The following is a 15,249-nucleotide window of genomic DNA, read 5'->3' as shown; positions in this document are numbered from 1 at the left end:
GGTTATTCCTGATAAACCTCAACGCGGTCGCGACCATTACTTTTTGCCTGATAAAGTGCGCGATCGGCTTTATCAACCAGCTGTTTGTAGTCGGGATGATAATCATATTCGGCAATACCGATACTGACGGTAATAGAAAACGTTTCTGTCGCAGAGGCTGCCATGCGCATCCCGGCAATTTTCATACGCAGCGTTTCCAGAATAATACTGGCCTGCGATTCATCTGACTCGACGAGCAGGATCATAAATTCTTCACCACCGTAGCGGAACACGTAATCGCTGCTACGGATATGATCATAAATGACCGCTGCGACATTTTTGAGCGTCAGATCGCCGGTATTATGCCCGAAGTTATCGTTAATTTGCTTGAAGTAGTCGATATCCAGCATCGCCAGGCTAAAAGGCTTACGCGCATGTAACGCTAACGAAATCTCACGTCGCATGATGGTCGGAATAAAGCGGCGATTAAGCAACTGGGTCAGCGAATCTTTACCATTTTCCTGCTTAACCAGCGCCTCAAACATTGAAGCGAGCAGGAAATGGATTTTTGCCGATAGCTGGCGAACATCCTGTAATAAGCTCATTCGCTCGGGTTCTGTCGGCTGATGCTGAGGTGACAGGGTGGTCGTCAGACGGGTGTCGATCTCTGCTATCAGCGACTCCATTTCTTTCAACAGATTGCTATTGCCAAGAATATGTTTTCCCTTATGTGAGAACCACATACCAAAATCAGAGTTCGCCAGAAACACCATTTCACCGAAAGGCATTCCGGTGGCAATGTTATAGATAAACTGGTTTTCCCAGTCGGTAAATGAGCGAATTTGCCGTTCGCGCTCGACGTTAACGTCATCGTAAATGGTCTGCAGGCGATACTGCTCCTGCGTATGCAGAGAGTTTTGGTGGCTTGGGGAATAGGAGACGGTCATGGCCTCCAGCGCAGTATCCATTGCCAGACTGCTGAAACAGATAGCATCGCTCAGCAGAGAGGACGAATAGTCCGCTTTGGTTTTCAACACCCGATACAGCTCATCTTTGAGCTTACGCGCGCCGCGGTTCACCAGATCGATGGGCAGACCGATGCGGGCATGCACCACGCCAATTTTGCGTTGTTTGGCCAGCAGTTGCGAGAGATCTTCATGCGCGCTGCCAAGCACGCTGCGTAACCAGTCAAACATACTGCCGCTGAGGCGGGTACTGACCTGTTCTGTATTGAGGAACAATGCGCTCTGGGCATGGGAGAGCATATAGTCATAAAAAACGGTCACTAAATGGCGGATCTCTTCATCGCTTAACGATGTGAGGAGCGTGTGAACGTCAGGCGATGTTTGTCGTATCAGCGCCTGCCATTCTGTAAGGAGTAATGTGTCGTTTACCGGTTCAACCTGTTCCATCTCACTGCCACTCAACCTGCGATTAAAAATTCAGGCGGTATTACGGACAATTACCTCACAATGGTCAAGTTAAACTCTCTTATCGATGGCTAATACCTTCATAAATAAGTCTTAGCGCGAAAACACCTATTATTGCGCCAATCACCCGGCTGGCAACGCGTTGGATGCGACCATACGCCCGTCGCACGGCAGGCAAAGAAAATGCCTGGCTGAGAAAAACACGCCAGATAACGGAAGACAACACAATGCCTGCCCAGGCCATCAGTCTGGCCCACGTAGGCGTGTCTGCGCTTAAGGTGACCGAGAAGATACTAATAAAAAACAGTACGGTTTGCGGATTTGATAAATCCGTTAGTAATCCACGGCGGAAAAACACATACCAGGGAGCGGAAAGCGGTTGCTGTAGAGTGGGCATTTGCGGCGTGGCCTGATGGCGGATGCTGTTCCAGGCAAACCACAGCAGATAGGCGCCGCCGACAATCTTAATCAATGAAAATATCTCTTCACACTGGGTGATTAGCGTTGCCATACCAAAAAGCCCAAGGCCGGAGTAAAACGCATCACCCAAGGCAACACCCAGACCGGTCATCACACCTGCGCGTCGTCCGGATGCCAGGCTAGTTTGTACTACCACGAACAGGTTTGCGCCGGGGTTAAAAAAGGTTAAAACAAACAGGCTGACGGTGAGTACAACGGCGTGCAGAGGTTCCATAGACAACGTTTCCATTAGTAAGCGCTTAAGTGACAGCTAACACTATAATTTTAGTGTGTTCATCATTCTGCGTATTCACTCACACTGCGCAGTGAAACGCGCTGAGATTTGCAAATGACTTCATAGACTATTTTGTGCAAGCCTGGCGCGTCAGATAACGCGACGGCACAGGTTTTCTGTTATCAACGATTCGCAAAATCTCTTTATATTTCCGCCTGCTCTGGATCTTTTTGCCAGGCTGAACTACTTATTAATCATCCTTGACTCGCATGTCGAATGTTCAGGGGTCGATGATGGCATATATAACAAAATCTGGAGCTTTTATATGAAAACTGGAATTAAAGTACTTATTGGTGCGTTAGCTTTTGTTGTGACCAACGCGTACGCCGCGGAATTTATGACGAAGGTTGAGTTTGAAAAGGTTGAGTCTCAGTATACAAAAATCGGTGATATTTCAACGAGTAATGAAGTTTCTACTTCGGATGCTAAAGAAGACCTTCTGAAGAAAGCTGAAGAGAAAGGTGCTGACGTGGTGGTATTAACCTCCGGCCAAACGGATAACAAAATCCATGGCACAGCGAATATTTACAAGAAAAAATAACGCGCTACTGTAAAAGACACGATACCCGCCGGTCATTGTACCGGCGGTTTTTCTTTTAGCCTGCGCCAGAACGTGGTTCTGCTAATTCCGAGATACCGCGCGGCGGCAGTTTTGTCACCATCAAATTGTGCCAACACCTGTTGCGGCGTCAGCAATGACGATGCTTGTGGTGAGTCTGCAACAATGGCCAGTTCCGGTAACAGCTGTTGTAAAAAATCCACATTCAGCTCTGGCTGCGGCTCGACGCTTAAAAATAGCGCCAGGCGCTCCATCATATTACGCAGTTCGCGGATATTCCCCGGCCAGCCATAATTCAGCAACGTCGGCTGACTTAACCCCAGCCCCTTGCGAACAGGCTCAGAAAACGGCACGTCCAGTTCCGCCAGCGACTGTTTTAAAAAGCCTTCCGCCAGTGGCAGGATATCGGGCAACCGCTCGCGTAGCGGCGGCAGCTTGAGGCGTAAAATGCTCAGGCGATAAAACAGATCGGTTCGAAACTCCCCCTGTTTCATCTCCTGCTCCAGATTACAGTGCGTGGCGCTAATCACCCGGACATCGACCGGAATCGGTTGATGTCCGCCCACCCGGGTAACCTCTTTTTCTTCCAGCACACGCAGCAGTCGGGTTTGTAACGGCAGCGGCATCTCGCCTATCTCGTCAAGAAACAGGGTTCCGCCGTGAGCGATTTCAAACAGGCCCGCGCGTCCCCCTCGGCGAGAGCCGGTAAAGGCGCCATCCTCATAGCCGAACAGCTCCGCTTCCAGCAATGACTCGGTGATTGCCCCGCAGTTGACGGCAACAAACGGCGGTGAGGGTTTACCGCGCCGATTCTCCTGACGGGTGAAAAACTCACGGTGAATGGCCTGTGCGGCCAGCTCTTTACCCGTTCCTGTTTCGCCCTGAATGAGGACCGGCGCACGCGAACGGGCGTACAGCATAATGGTGTGCCGTACCTGTTCCATCTGCGCAGAGTGACCGCGCATATCTCCGAGCGCGTAGCGAGTGCGCAACGTATCGCCAGAGGCGTACTGACCGTTTCTGCGTAATGTCAAGCGGGTCATATCCAACGCATCGACAAAGGCCTGGCGCACGGTGGCCGCCGAATAGATAAAGATGCCGGTCATGCCTGCTTCTTCTGCCAGATCGGTAATCAACCCCGCACCAACTACCGCTTGTGTACCGCCAGCCTTCAGCTCGTTGATTTGCCCACGAGCATCTTCCTCGGTGATATAGCTACGCTGTTCAAGCTGCAAATTGAAAGTTTTTTGAAACGCGAGAAGCGCCGGGAGGGGTTCCTGATAGGTAATGATGCCAATTGACGAGGTGAGTTTTCCCGCTTTTGCCAGTGCCTGTAGCACGTCGAATCCGCTGGGTTTAATCAGGATCACCGGAATAGACAAACGGCTTTTCAGATATGCGCCGTTGGAGCCTGCCGCAATGATGGCATCGCAACGCTCGGTGGCCAGCTTCTTACGGATATAGGCCACCGCTTTTTCGAAACCAAGCTGAATGGGGGTGATGGTCGCCAGATGGTCGAACTCCAGACTGATGTCGCGAAACAGTTCAAACAGGCGGGTGACCGAGACTGTCCAGATAACCGGTTTATCGTCGTTCACTCGCGGCGGTAGATGCGTATCTGCCATAACTAACCCCAAAAATTAAGGAACCGAGTAGTAGGGTTTAGTTGTGTTTCATAAATGTTGCAATGAAACGTGAAGGAACGTTTCATGAAACGATAGCTGACACGCTTTTGTGCAACAAAAATAGAAGCATTGGATTTAATCTGTTGTTTTAAAAGATAAAAAATTAAATCGAAGAGAAAATAAGCTCCCTGGCATACCCCTTGCTTTAGAAACATCAACGAACGATAACAAGTTGATAACAAGAGGACGGGATATGTCTCTACACTCCCCAGGGCTGGCGTTTCGCGCTGCGCTCACTAAAGAAAACCCATTACAAATCGTTGGCACCATCAACGCCAACCACGCTCTGCTGGCTCAACGTGCCGGGTATCAAGCTATTTATCTCTCCGGCGGCGGTGTCGCTGCGGGGTCGCTGGGTCTGCCGGATCTCGGCATTTCTACCCTTGATGATGTGCTGACTGATATTCGTCGCATTACGGATGTTTGCCCGCTGCCATTGCTGGTGGATGCGGATATTGGTTTTGGATCGTCTGCATTCAACGTGGCGCGTACCGTCAAGTCGATTTCCAAAGCGGGTGCTGCTGCGCTGCATATTGAAGATCAGATCGGCGCCAAGCGCTGCGGTCATCGTCCGAACAAGGCGATCGTCTCGAAAGAAGAGATGGTCGACAGGATCCGCGCAGCCGTTGATGCGCGCACCGATCCCAACTTTGTGATTATGGCGCGGACCGATGCGCTGGCGGTGGAAGGGCTAGAGGCTGCCATCGATCGTGCCCAGGCGTATGTCGAAGCGGGCGCTGACATGCTGTTTCCGGAAGCCATTACCGAACTTGCGATGTACCGCCAGTTTGCCGATGCGGTACAGGTACCAATTCTCGCCAACATTACTGAATTTGGCGCCACACCGCTGTTTACCACCGATGAACTGCGCAGCGCGAACGTTGCGATGGCGCTATACCCGCTGTCAGCTTTCCGCGCCATGAACCGCGCGGCGGAGAAGGTTTACAACGTGCTGCGTCAGGAAGGTACGCAAAAGAACGTTATCGACATTATGCAGACGCGCAACGAGCTGTATGAAAGCATCAATTACTACCAGTTCGAAGAGAAACTCGACGTGTTGTACACAAAAAAGTAACCGTCGTAGGCCGGATAAGGCGTAGCCGCCATCCGGCAATAAATTAGTACCCTACATATTACAATAATGACGAGGACAACATGAGCGACACAACGATCCTGCAAAATAGTACCCATGTCATTAAACCCAAAAAATCGGTTGCGCTGTCAGGCGTCGCTGCCGGAAATACTGCCTTATGTACCGTGGGTAAAAGCGGTAACGATCTGCACTATCGTGGCTACGATATTCTTGACCTGGCACAACAGTGCGAATTTGAAGAAGTTGCGCATCTGCTGATTCACGGGAAATTACCCACCCGCGATGAGCTCACCGCCTATAAAAGCAAATTGAAAGCGCTGCGCGGATTGCCCGCTAACGTGCGTACCGTACTGGAAGCGCTGCCTGCCGCCTCGCATCCGATGGACGTGATGCGCACTGGTGTTTCCGCGCTGGGTTGTACGCTGCCGGAAAAAGAAGGACATACCGTCTCCGGCGCACGCGATATTGCCGACAAACTGCTGGCATCGCTCAGTTCTATCCTCCTGTACTGGTATCACTACAGCCATAACGGCGAGCGTATTCAGCCGGAGACCGATGATGATTCTATTGGCGGTCACTTCCTGCATTTGCTGCATGGTGAAAAGCCATCACAAAGCTGGGAAAAGGCGATGCACATTTCGCTGGTGCTGTACGCCGAGCACGAATTTAACGCTTCCACCTTCACGGGGCGTGTGATTGCGGGAACTGGCTCTGATATGTACTCCGCGATTATCGGTGCGATTGGCGCACTGCGTGGGCCGAAACACGGCGGCGCGAATGAAGTGTCGCTGGAAATTCAGCAGCGCTACGAAACGCCGGATGAAGCCGAAGCGGATATCCGTAAACGCGTTGAAAACAAAGAAGTGGTGATTGGCTTTGGTCACCCGGTTTACACCATCGCCGACCCGCGCCATCAGGTGATCAAGCGTGTGGCGAAACAGCTTTCTCAGGAGGGCGGTTCGCTGAAAATGTACAACATTGCCGACCGTCTGGAAGAGGTGATGTGGGAAACGAAAAAGATGTTCCCTAACCTCGACTGGTTCTCGGCAGTCTCTTACAACATGATGGGCGTCCCCACTGAAATGTTCACACCGCTGTTCGTTATCGCCCGCGTCACCGGCTGGGCGGCGCACATCATCGAACAGCGCCAGGACAACAAAATTATCCGTCCTTCCGCCAACTATACCGGCCCGGAAGATCGCGAATTTGTCCCGATTGAAAAACGTTGCTAATGCAAAACCTCTAAAGATAAAAAAACAGGAAATGTACCCTATGTCTGCACATATTTCGAACGTCCGCCCTGAATTTGACCGTGAAATCGTTGATATCGTTGATTATGTCATGAACTACGAGATCACCTCGAAGGTGGCGTATGACACCGCGCATTATTGCCTGCTTGATACCCTTGGCTGTGGCCTGGAAGCGCTGGAATATCCGGCCTGTAAAAAACTGCTGGGGCCGGTTGTACCGGGTACCGTCGTCCCGAACGGTGTGCGCGTACCTGGTACCCAGTTCCAGCTCGATCCGGTGCAGGCGGCGTTTAACATCGGTGCGATGATCCGCTGGCTGGACTTTAACGACACGTGGCTGGCCGCAGAATGGGGTCATCCTTCCGATAACCTCGGCGGTATTCTGGCGACGGCTGACTGGCTGTCGCGCAATGCGGTGGCGGTGGGTAAAGCGCCGTTAACCATGAAAAAAGTGTTAACCGGAATGATTAAAGCCCATGAAATTCAGGGCTGTATCGCGCTGGAAAACTCCTTCAACCGCGTCGGTCTGGATCACGTCCTGCTGGTAAAAGTCGCTTCCACGGCGGTGGTTGCCGAGATGCTCGGCCTTAACCGGGATGAAATTCTCAACGCCGTCTCGCTGGCGTGGGTCGACGGTCAGTCGCTGCGTACCTATCGTCATGCGCCGAATACCGGCACGCGTAAATCCTGGGCGGCTGGCGATGCCACCTCACGTGCTGTACGTCTGGCGCTGATGGCGAAAACCGGTGAAATGGGATATCCATCTGCACTGACGGCGAAAACCTGGGGCTTCTATGATGTCTCTTTCAAAGGCGAATCTTTCCGCTTCCAGCGCCCGTACGGTTCGTACGTGATGGAAAACGTGTTGTTTAAAATTTCCTTCCCGGCAGAGTTCCACTCGCAGACCGCGGTAGAAGCGGCGATGACGCTGTACGAGCAGTTACAGGCCGCAGGAAAGACCGCTGCCGATATCGAAAAAGTGACCATTCGTACGCACGAAGCCTGTATCCGCATCATCGATAAAAAAGGCCCGTTGAATAACCCGGCGGATCGTGACCACTGCATCCAGTACATGGTGGCTATCCCGCTGCTGTTCGGACGCTTAACGGCGGCAGATTACGAAGACGGCGTGGCGCAGGACAAACGCATTGATGCGCTGCGTGAAAAGATTAACTGCTTCGAAGATCCGGCCTTTACTGCCGATTACCACGACCCTGAAAAACGCGCCATCGCGAATGCCATCACGCTTGAGTTCACCGACGGCTCACGCTTTGAAGAAGTGGTAGTGGAATACCCAATCGGCCACGCGCGCCGTCGTAACGACGGTATGCCGAAGCTGGTCGAGAAGTTCAAAATTAACCTGGCGCGTCAGTTCCCGACCCGTCAGCAGCAGCGCATCCTGGATGTCTCCCTGGACAGAACTCGCCTGGAGCAGATGCCGGTCAATGAGTATATGGACCTTTATGTAATCTAAACCTGCGTGCGGCAAGGCGTAAGTTCAACAGGAGAGCATTATGTCTTATAGCGAGTTTTATCAACGTTCTATTACGCAGCCGGAGTCGTTCTGGGCCGAGCAGGCCCAGCGTATTGACTGGCAGCAGCCGTATACGCAGGTGCTGGACCACAGTAATCCGCCGTTTGCCCGCTGGTTTTGCGGCGGCAAGACCAATTTGTGTCATAACGCCATCGACCGCTGGGTGGAGAAACAGCCTGAGGCGCTGGCGCTGATTGCGGTGTCATCGGAAACCGAAGAAGAACGTACCTTTACCTTTCGTCAGCTGTACGACGAAGTGAACGTGGCGGCGGCAATGTTGCTGTCGCTGGGCGTACAGCGTGGCGATCGGGTACTGGTTTATATGCCGATGATCGCCGAGGCGCACATTACGCTGCTGGCCTGCGCGCGCATTGGGGCGATCCATTCGGTGGTGTTCGGTGGCTTTGCCTCGCACAGCGTGGCGGCACGCATCGACGACGCCCAACCGGTGATTATCGTTTCGGCGGATGCCGGGGCGCGCGGCGGTAAAGTCCTGCCGTATAAAAAGCTGCTCGATGATGCGATCGATCAGGCGCAGCATCAGCCGCGTCATGTGGTATTAGTCGATCGCGGTCTGGCGAAAATGGCGCGGGTAGAGGGGCGAGACCTCGACTTTGCCACGCTGCGCCAGCAGCATCTCGGCGCGCGGGTACCGGTTGCCTGGCTGGAGTCGAACGAAACGTCCTGCATTCTCTACACCTCCGGGACAACCGGTAAACCGAAAGGCGTCCAGCGCGACGTTGGCGGCTACGCGGTCGCGCTGGCGACCTCGATGGACACTATTTTCGGCGGCAAGGCAGGCGGCGTGTTCTTCTGCGCGTCGGATATCGGCTGGGTAGTTGGGCATTCGTATATCGTGTATGCCCCACTACTGGCGGGGATGGCGACAGTGGTTTACGAAGGGTTGCCAACGTATCCAGACTGTGGCGTATGGTGGAAAATTGTTGAGAAGTATCAGGTCAGCCGGATGTTCTCCGCCCCAACCGCCATCCGCGTGCTGAAGAAATTCCCGACCGCGCAAATCCGCAATCACGATCTCTCCTCGCTGGAGGTGCTGTATCTGGCGGGTGAGCCGCTGGATGAACCGACCGCCAGTTGGGTAACGGAAACGCTGGGCGTCCCGGTTATCGACAACTACTGGCAGACTGAATCCGGTTGGCCGATTATGGCGATCGCTCGCGGGCTGGACGACCGCCCGTCGCGGCTGGGTAGCCCAGGCGTACCGATGTACGGATATAACGTGCAGTTGCTCAATGAGGTGACCGGTGAGCCCTGCGAAGCGAATGAAAAGGGCATGCTGGTGATTGAAGGGCCGCTGCCGCCGGGCTGTATCCAGACTATCTGGGGTGATGACGCGCGGTTTGTGAATACCTACTGGTCGCTGTTTTCTCGTCAGGTGTACGCCACCTTTGACTGGGGTATTCGCGATGCGGACGGCTATTACTTCATCCTTGGTCGTACGGATGATGTCATCAACGTGGCCGGGCATCGGTTGGGGACGCGTGAGATAGAGGAGAGTATTTCCAGCTATCCGAACGTTGCCGAAGTGGCTGTGGTCGGCGTGAAGGACGCGCTGAAGGGGCAGGTCGCGGTCGCGTTTGTCATTCCGAAACAGAGCGACAGCCTTGAAGATCGCGACATCGCACATTCGGAAGAGAAGGCGATTATGGCGCTGGTGGACAGTCAGATTGGTAATTTTGGCCGTCCGGCGCACGTCTGGTTTGTGTCGCAGTTGCCGAAAACGCGCTCTGGCAAAATGCTTAGACGGACGATCCAGGCGATCTGTGAAGGCCGCGATCCTGGCGATCTAACGACCATTGACGATCCCGCGTCGTTGCAGCAAATCCGTCAGGCGATCGAAGAGTAACTCCATGCCGGATAGACCGCATAAGTGGTCTATCCGGCATGACTGCTTAAATTGACGGCTCTACTTTATAATTTTGGTAATAGAACTCTCTATCTCGCTCATTAATGGTTCTGAGAACCCGACAGGGGACTCCCACCGCCACGACATCTGCCGGAATGTCTTTTGTGACTATGCTCCCTGCGCCGATAACAGAATTATCGCCAATCGTTATGCCAGGATTGATCACCACATTACTGCCAATCCATACGTTATTGCCGATGGTGACTGGAAAGGAAAACATCTCTCCGGATTTTCTTAATTCATGATGAACAGGATGACCCGTTACTGAGATCGTGACGTTTGGTGCAATTAAAACGTTATCGCCAATGGTGACCGTGTAATCATCCACAATGGTAAAGTTAAAATTGGCGTAAAAGTTTTTGCCAATGTGAATATTGCTCCCGTATGAGAAATAAATAGGGGGTTCAATCCACGTATGTTCACCCACGCTTCCAAACATTTCACGAATCAGTCTTTCCCTCTTTTCAACCTCCGATGGACGCGTGTGGTTAAACTCATACATTAACTCTTTTCCATGCAATCTCTCTTCCGGCAGGCCCTCGCACATATCGGTATACAGTTTGCCTGCTTTTATTCTGTCTCTCATGGACATGCTCATCGAAGATATTCCCTCCTTGTTATTCGTTTTCAAACTTGTTTGCTTGCTGGGGTGAAAACGCGGGAAAAGGGCCCCGGACCGCTAAGGGTAAATACGGAAATCAGCGTGAAGCTCAGCGCAATAATCCCCAGCACCAGATAAGCTCCCTGGAAACCAATACTCTCATACATTTTCCCGGCCAGAACTGACATGAAAATCATGGCTAACTGTTTGAAGAAACAGAAACACACCAGATAAATCGTGGCCGAGAAACGTACTTCGAACTGGCTGGTGATGTATTTGAAGCAGCCGACGATCAGGAACGGTATCTCAAACATATGCAGCGTTTTGAGAATAACGACCTCCAGTGCAGTGGTGGCGAATGACGAGCCAATAATCCTTACCGACATAATCGTACCGGCCAGCAGCAGGGCGTTCTTTCCGCCAATTCGGTTCACAATCAGCGGTGCAAAGAACATGATCGAGGCGTTGAGTAATTCTCCCATCGTCGTGACGTAGCCAAACACGCGGGTACCCTGTTCGCCGGTGGCAAAGAATGAGGTAAAGAAGTTGGCGAACTGCTGGTCAAACACATCGTAAGTACAGGAAACGCCGACCACATACAGGGAGAGGAACCAAAGTTTCGGCTGTTTAAATAACTCCAGCGCCAGCTTCAGGCTGAATGCCGAGTTATTGGCGCCTACCGCATCCGCGACTTTTGCAGAAGAGGGGGCATCTGTTTTTGAAAATAACAGCAGCAATGCCAGAATGACCGCACAGCCAGAGCCTAACCAGAAGACGAATTGGTTATTGATGGTGAACATAATTCCGGCAATCGAGGCGCACAGCGCCCAGCCCACGCAGCCAAACATGCGCGCGCGACCAAATTCAAAGTTGCTTCTGCGGCTGGCTTTTTCAATATAGGCTTCAATCGCTGGGGCACCGGCATTGTAAATAAAGCCAAGGTAAATCCCGCCGATAATTGAACCCAGTAAAATATTAACCTGCAATAATGGGCCAAATACGTAAATAAAGAACGGGGCAAACATTACCAGCATGCCGGTAATTACCCATAGCAGATGTTTACGCAGGCCAAGCTTATCGGACAGTAGTCCGAAAATTGGCTGGAATAACAAAGAAAACAGTGAGATGCAGGCGAAGATGATGCCGGTATCGCCTTTGCTGATATGGTTTACATCGTGTAACCAGATAGGGAAGAAGGGGAAATACGCACCCATAATAAAAAAGTAAAAGAAGAAGAAAAAGCCAAACATCCAAAAGTTAGTGTTTTTTAAATAATACATAACAGACTTCCTATAAATGCGGGCAGGTATCAACCTGCCCTGCTTATATTATTATTTTTGGCCCCAAACGAACTGGAAGTGGTAGCGTCCGGCGCTCAGCTGGAATTCCGGCGACACGGAAGGACTCCACGAATCATCGCCTCCGACGCCCATATGGAAGCCATCAATATTGAGCCAGGTGCCCGCCTCAGGTTGCAGCAGATGGCGGTGGCTGGTTTCCATCAGTTGCTGCTGGCTAAAGCGGCTGATGTTGAACAGGAAGTCTCCGCGCCACTGGTGCGCACCGTAGTACAGTTCGCGCGTGCCGCAGCGCAGACCGTTTTCGCTCGGGAAAACATACGGGGTGTACATCTCATCAAGCGACAGATCCCAGCAATCGAAACAGGCGGCGCCCAGACGGTCCGGGTAGTTCTCATGCGGGCCGAGACCTAACCAGTTCACTCGCTCCGCAACCTGCGCCAGCTGGCAGCTCAGGCCGATGCGGGCCGGATGCGGCGTACCGCTGGCAACGTCGACATCCACCGTTACCTGCATTTCACCATTGCCGTCAATACGGTAGCTTTTTCGGCTGATGAACAGCGTTTCACCCTGATACTGCCACGCATGTTCGGTGGTGATCAGTACCGCATTGCTTAGCGTATCGGCAGCACAGTGCAGTAACGTTGCTTCAGCCTGATAGTGACCGGCGGCCTTCCAGCGTTCAACCCAGGCGTTAGGGTCGATGCGGGTTGACACGCTCACGCCGATGTCGTTGTCCAGCGGCGCGCGGGTGAACTGGTCAGTAAGCGGGCTTACCAACTGGGCTTCATCGCTAATCCAGTATTGTGTTAGCAGGCCGGAATGACGATCGAATTGCCAGCGTGTGTTGTTGGCCACCACGGTAAAATTGCTCTCACTAACATCCAGCTGTGGTGCGCTGCTGACGCGTGATGGACGTACCAGGCTGAGCTTCTCTTCCAGCTTCCACTGTTGCCAGGCGCTGATATGCCCAGCTTCTGACCATGCGGTCGCCTGAGGCTGCTCTACGCGCACCGTCAACCACAGTTCGCCTGCGGTGTCCGGCATCGGAACGTTCGGCAGGGTAATCACCTGGCGGCCCTGTGGGGCGATATCCAGAACGATTTCTCCGGCGGCCAGAGGGTTGCCGTCCAGGGCAATCGACCAGTGTAGAACTTCGTTATCGCTGCGGCGGAACAGATATTCGCTGGTCACTTCAATCTGGCGTTCAGCGCCCGGCAGTAAAGTGAACTGGAAAAACTGCTGTTCATGTTTGGCCTCATATAACGCCGGATGCGGAGTGCGATCGGCGAACACCAGCCCGTTCATGCAAAACTGACGATCGTTAGGCGTGTCGCCAAAATCGCCACCGTAGGCTGACCATGCTTTGCCGTTCTCATCATATTTGGTCAGCGACTGATCCACCCAATCCCAGACAAATCCGCCCTGCAGGCGCGGATACTGACGGAACGCTTGCCAGTATTTGGCGAAGCCGCCAAAGCTGTTGCCCATAGCGTGGGCGTATTCACAAAGGATCAGCGGACGCTGTTCGCCGGGCATCGACAGCCACTTTTTAATCGACCATTTGGGTACTGCGGGGAAGGGCTGATCCTGATCGACACGGGCGTACATCGGGCAAATAATGTCGGTGGCGGCAGTATCAGCTCCACCGCCCTCGTACTGCACCGGACGTGACGGGTCTTCTGATTTTATCCAGCGGTAGAGCGCGTCGTGATTGACGCCATGGCCGGATTCATTGCCCAGTGACCAGATAATAATGCTCGGGTGGTTGCGATCGCGCTGCACCATGCGCGTGACGCGCTGGCTCATGGCAGGCAACCATGCGGGATCGTCGGTGAGGCGATTCATCGGCACCATGCCGTGGGTTTCAATGTTGGCTTCGTCGACTACATACAGGCCGTAACGATCGCACAGGGTGTACCACAGCGGATGGTTCGGGTAATGGGAACAGCGCACGGCGTTGAAGTTATTCTGCTTCATCAGGATGATGTCCTGCACCATCGTCGCCTCATCCATCACCTGGCCGTTGACCGGATGGTGCTCATGGCGGTTGGTACCGCGAATCAACAGCGGCTTGCCGTTTAACAGCAACAGGCCGTTTTCGATACAAACCTGACGAAAACCAACGTCACAGGCTTCCGCTTCAATCAGTACTCCGCCTGCGGTGTGTAACTGCACAACGGCGCGGTACAGATTGGGCGTTTCGGCACTCCATAGCGCCGGTTTTTCGACGTTCAGACGCAGAGTCACCCGGTCATGATAAGCGCCGCGTTCATCAATGATCTCGCTGCCGAGCGGTGAGGTCGTTTCGTGGGTGAGCGTTTCACCTTCCCACAATTGCAGGGTGACGCGTAAATCTTCGCTCTCGTTGCCACCCACTCTGACTTCCGCTTCCAGCGTGGCGCGGCTGAAGTCGTCATTAAAACGGGTATTAATGCGCAGGTCGCGGATTTGCGTAGTGGGCTTATGTAGCAGGGAGACATCGCGAAAAATACCGCTCATGCGCCACATGTCCTGGTCTTCCAGATAGCTGCCGTCGCTCCAGCGCAGCACCATCACAGCCAGACGGTTTTCGCCGCGCAGCAGATAATCGCTAAGATCAAACTCAGACGGCAGACGGCTATCCTGACCGTAGCCGACCCAGCGACCGTTGCACCATAGATGAAACGCGGAGTTCACGCCGTCAAAAATAATGCGCGTCTGGCCTTCCTCTAACCACGCGTCTTCAACATTAAATGTGAGCGAGTAACATCCTGTCGGGTTCTGTGCCGGAACGTACGGAGGATTCACCGGGATTGGGTAGGTGACGTTGGTATAAATTGGCGCATCATAACCGGCCATCTGCCAGTTAGAGGGGACGTTGATGATGTCTGCCTGTGGCAGATCGCTTGTCAGCCAGCTTTCTGGGACAGCCTCCGGCGCGGCAAACCAGGCAAATTGCCACTGGCCATTCAGCGAGCGTAACTGACTCGAACGCTGATTGGTACGTGCATCATCCGCTGAGCGCCAGCTACAGAACGGCGGATGTGCTTCCAGCCGGTTGAGCTGCGTGACGCCGGGATTCTCCCAGTCGCGGCGGGCCAGAACAGCGGAGAGTGAATCTGTGTTCAGGTTCATAACGGTATCCTGTTTGAATTTG

Annotated in this window: 11 protein-coding genes; 5 read left to right on the top strand and 6 right to left on the bottom strand. The window is 53.1% G+C overall.

From position 1 onward, the window contains the following. Nucleotides 1–2 precede the first annotated feature (2 nt). Nucleotides 3–1,391: a diguanylate cyclase gene (locus tag OGY04_RS13625; RefSeq protein WP_286585395.1), complete on the bottom strand. Its 1,389-nt coding sequence runs from the start codon at nucleotides 1,389–1,391 to the stop codon at nucleotides 3–5. A 79-nt stretch (nucleotides 1,392–1,470) separates the two neighbouring features. Then, a complete protein-coding gene (locus OGY04_RS13620; RefSeq protein WP_128612100.1) occupies nucleotides 1,471–2,103 on the bottom strand; it encodes a LysE family transporter in 633 nt (210 codons plus the stop codon). 325 nt (nucleotides 2,104–2,428) lie between these two features. On the opposite strand from OGY04_RS13620, the gene yahO reads away from it, so the two are divergent. After that, nucleotides 2,429–2,704: a DUF1471 family periplasmic protein YahO gene (yahO, locus tag OGY04_RS13615; RefSeq protein ID WP_032942474.1), complete on the top strand. Its 276-nt coding sequence runs from the start codon at nucleotides 2,429–2,431 to the stop codon at nucleotides 2,702–2,704. A gap of 32 nt (nucleotides 2,705–2,736) precedes the next feature. Here yahO and prpR read toward each other — a convergent pair whose 3' ends face one another. Further along, nucleotides 2,737–4,347 carry a propionate catabolism operon regulatory protein PrpR gene (gene prpR / locus OGY04_RS13610; RefSeq protein ID WP_057067073.1) on the bottom strand — a complete coding sequence of 537 codons (1,611 nt, stop codon included), beginning with the start codon at nucleotides 4,345–4,347 and terminating at the stop codon, nucleotides 2,737–2,739. 253 nt (nucleotides 4,348–4,600) lie between these two features. Between prpR and prpB the strand changes: the two genes are divergently transcribed. The 4 genes from prpB to prpE all read left to right on the top strand — a co-directional run bounded on the left by prpB (nucleotide 4,601) and on the right by prpE (nucleotide 10,151). Further along, nucleotides 4,601–5,482, top strand: a complete 882-nt coding sequence (gene prpB, locus OGY04_RS13605) for a methylisocitrate lyase (RefSeq protein WP_286585394.1) — start codon at nucleotides 4,601–4,603, stop codon at nucleotides 5,480–5,482. An 80-nt stretch (nucleotides 5,483–5,562) separates the two neighbouring features. Next, the gene (prpC, locus tag OGY04_RS13600) at nucleotides 5,563–6,732 is read left to right on the top strand and encodes a bifunctional 2-methylcitrate synthase/citrate synthase (RefSeq protein WP_032942476.1); all 1,170 of its coding nucleotides are present in this window, start codon (nucleotides 5,563–5,565) and stop codon (nucleotides 6,730–6,732) included. Nucleotides 6,733–6,772: 40 nt separating this feature from the next. Continuing rightward, complete coding sequence (locus tag OGY04_RS13595; RefSeq protein WP_048236009.1) at nucleotides 6,773–8,224, top strand: bifunctional 2-methylcitrate dehydratase/aconitate hydratase; 1,452 nt, start codon at nucleotides 6,773–6,775, stop codon at nucleotides 8,222–8,224. 40 nt (nucleotides 8,225–8,264) lie between these two features. Continuing rightward, nucleotides 8,265–10,151 carry a propionate--CoA ligase gene (prpE, locus tag OGY04_RS13590; protein WP_060682691.1) on the top strand — a complete coding sequence of 629 codons (1,887 nt, stop codon included), beginning with the start codon at nucleotides 8,265–8,267 and terminating at the stop codon, nucleotides 10,149–10,151. Between the two features lie 46 nt (nucleotides 10,152–10,197). Here the strand turns inward: prpE and lacA are convergent, their stop codons facing one another. The 3 genes from lacA to OGY04_RS13575 are packed head-to-tail and all read right to left on the bottom strand — an operon-like array spanning nucleotide 10,198 to nucleotide 15,227. Continuing rightward, on the bottom strand, nucleotides 10,198–10,809 hold the full coding sequence (lacA, locus tag OGY04_RS13585) for a galactoside O-acetyltransferase (protein ID WP_128612096.1): 612 nt from the start codon (nucleotides 10,807–10,809) through the stop codon (nucleotides 10,198–10,200). 29 nt (nucleotides 10,810–10,838) lie between these two features. Continuing rightward, nucleotides 10,839–12,092, bottom strand: a complete 1,254-nt coding sequence (locus OGY04_RS13580; protein ID WP_286585393.1) for an MFS transporter — start codon at nucleotides 12,090–12,092, stop codon at nucleotides 10,839–10,841. A gap of 51 nt (nucleotides 12,093–12,143) precedes the next feature. Next, the gene (locus tag OGY04_RS13575) at nucleotides 12,144–15,227 is read right to left on the bottom strand and encodes a beta-galactosidase (RefSeq protein ID WP_286585392.1); all 3,084 of its coding nucleotides are present in this window, start codon (nucleotides 15,225–15,227) and stop codon (nucleotides 12,144–12,146) included. Nucleotides 15,228–15,249: the final 22 nt, after the last annotated feature.

It is taken from the genome of Citrobacter sp. Cpo091 (genome assembly GCF_030332645.1).
In the GTDB taxonomy this organism is placed as follows: domain Bacteria; phylum Pseudomonadota; class Gammaproteobacteria; order Enterobacterales; family Enterobacteriaceae; genus Citrobacter; species Citrobacter portucalensis.
The sequence above is the reverse complement of the archived record's forward strand: the minus strand, read 5'-3'. Positions and strand labels throughout refer to the sequence as shown.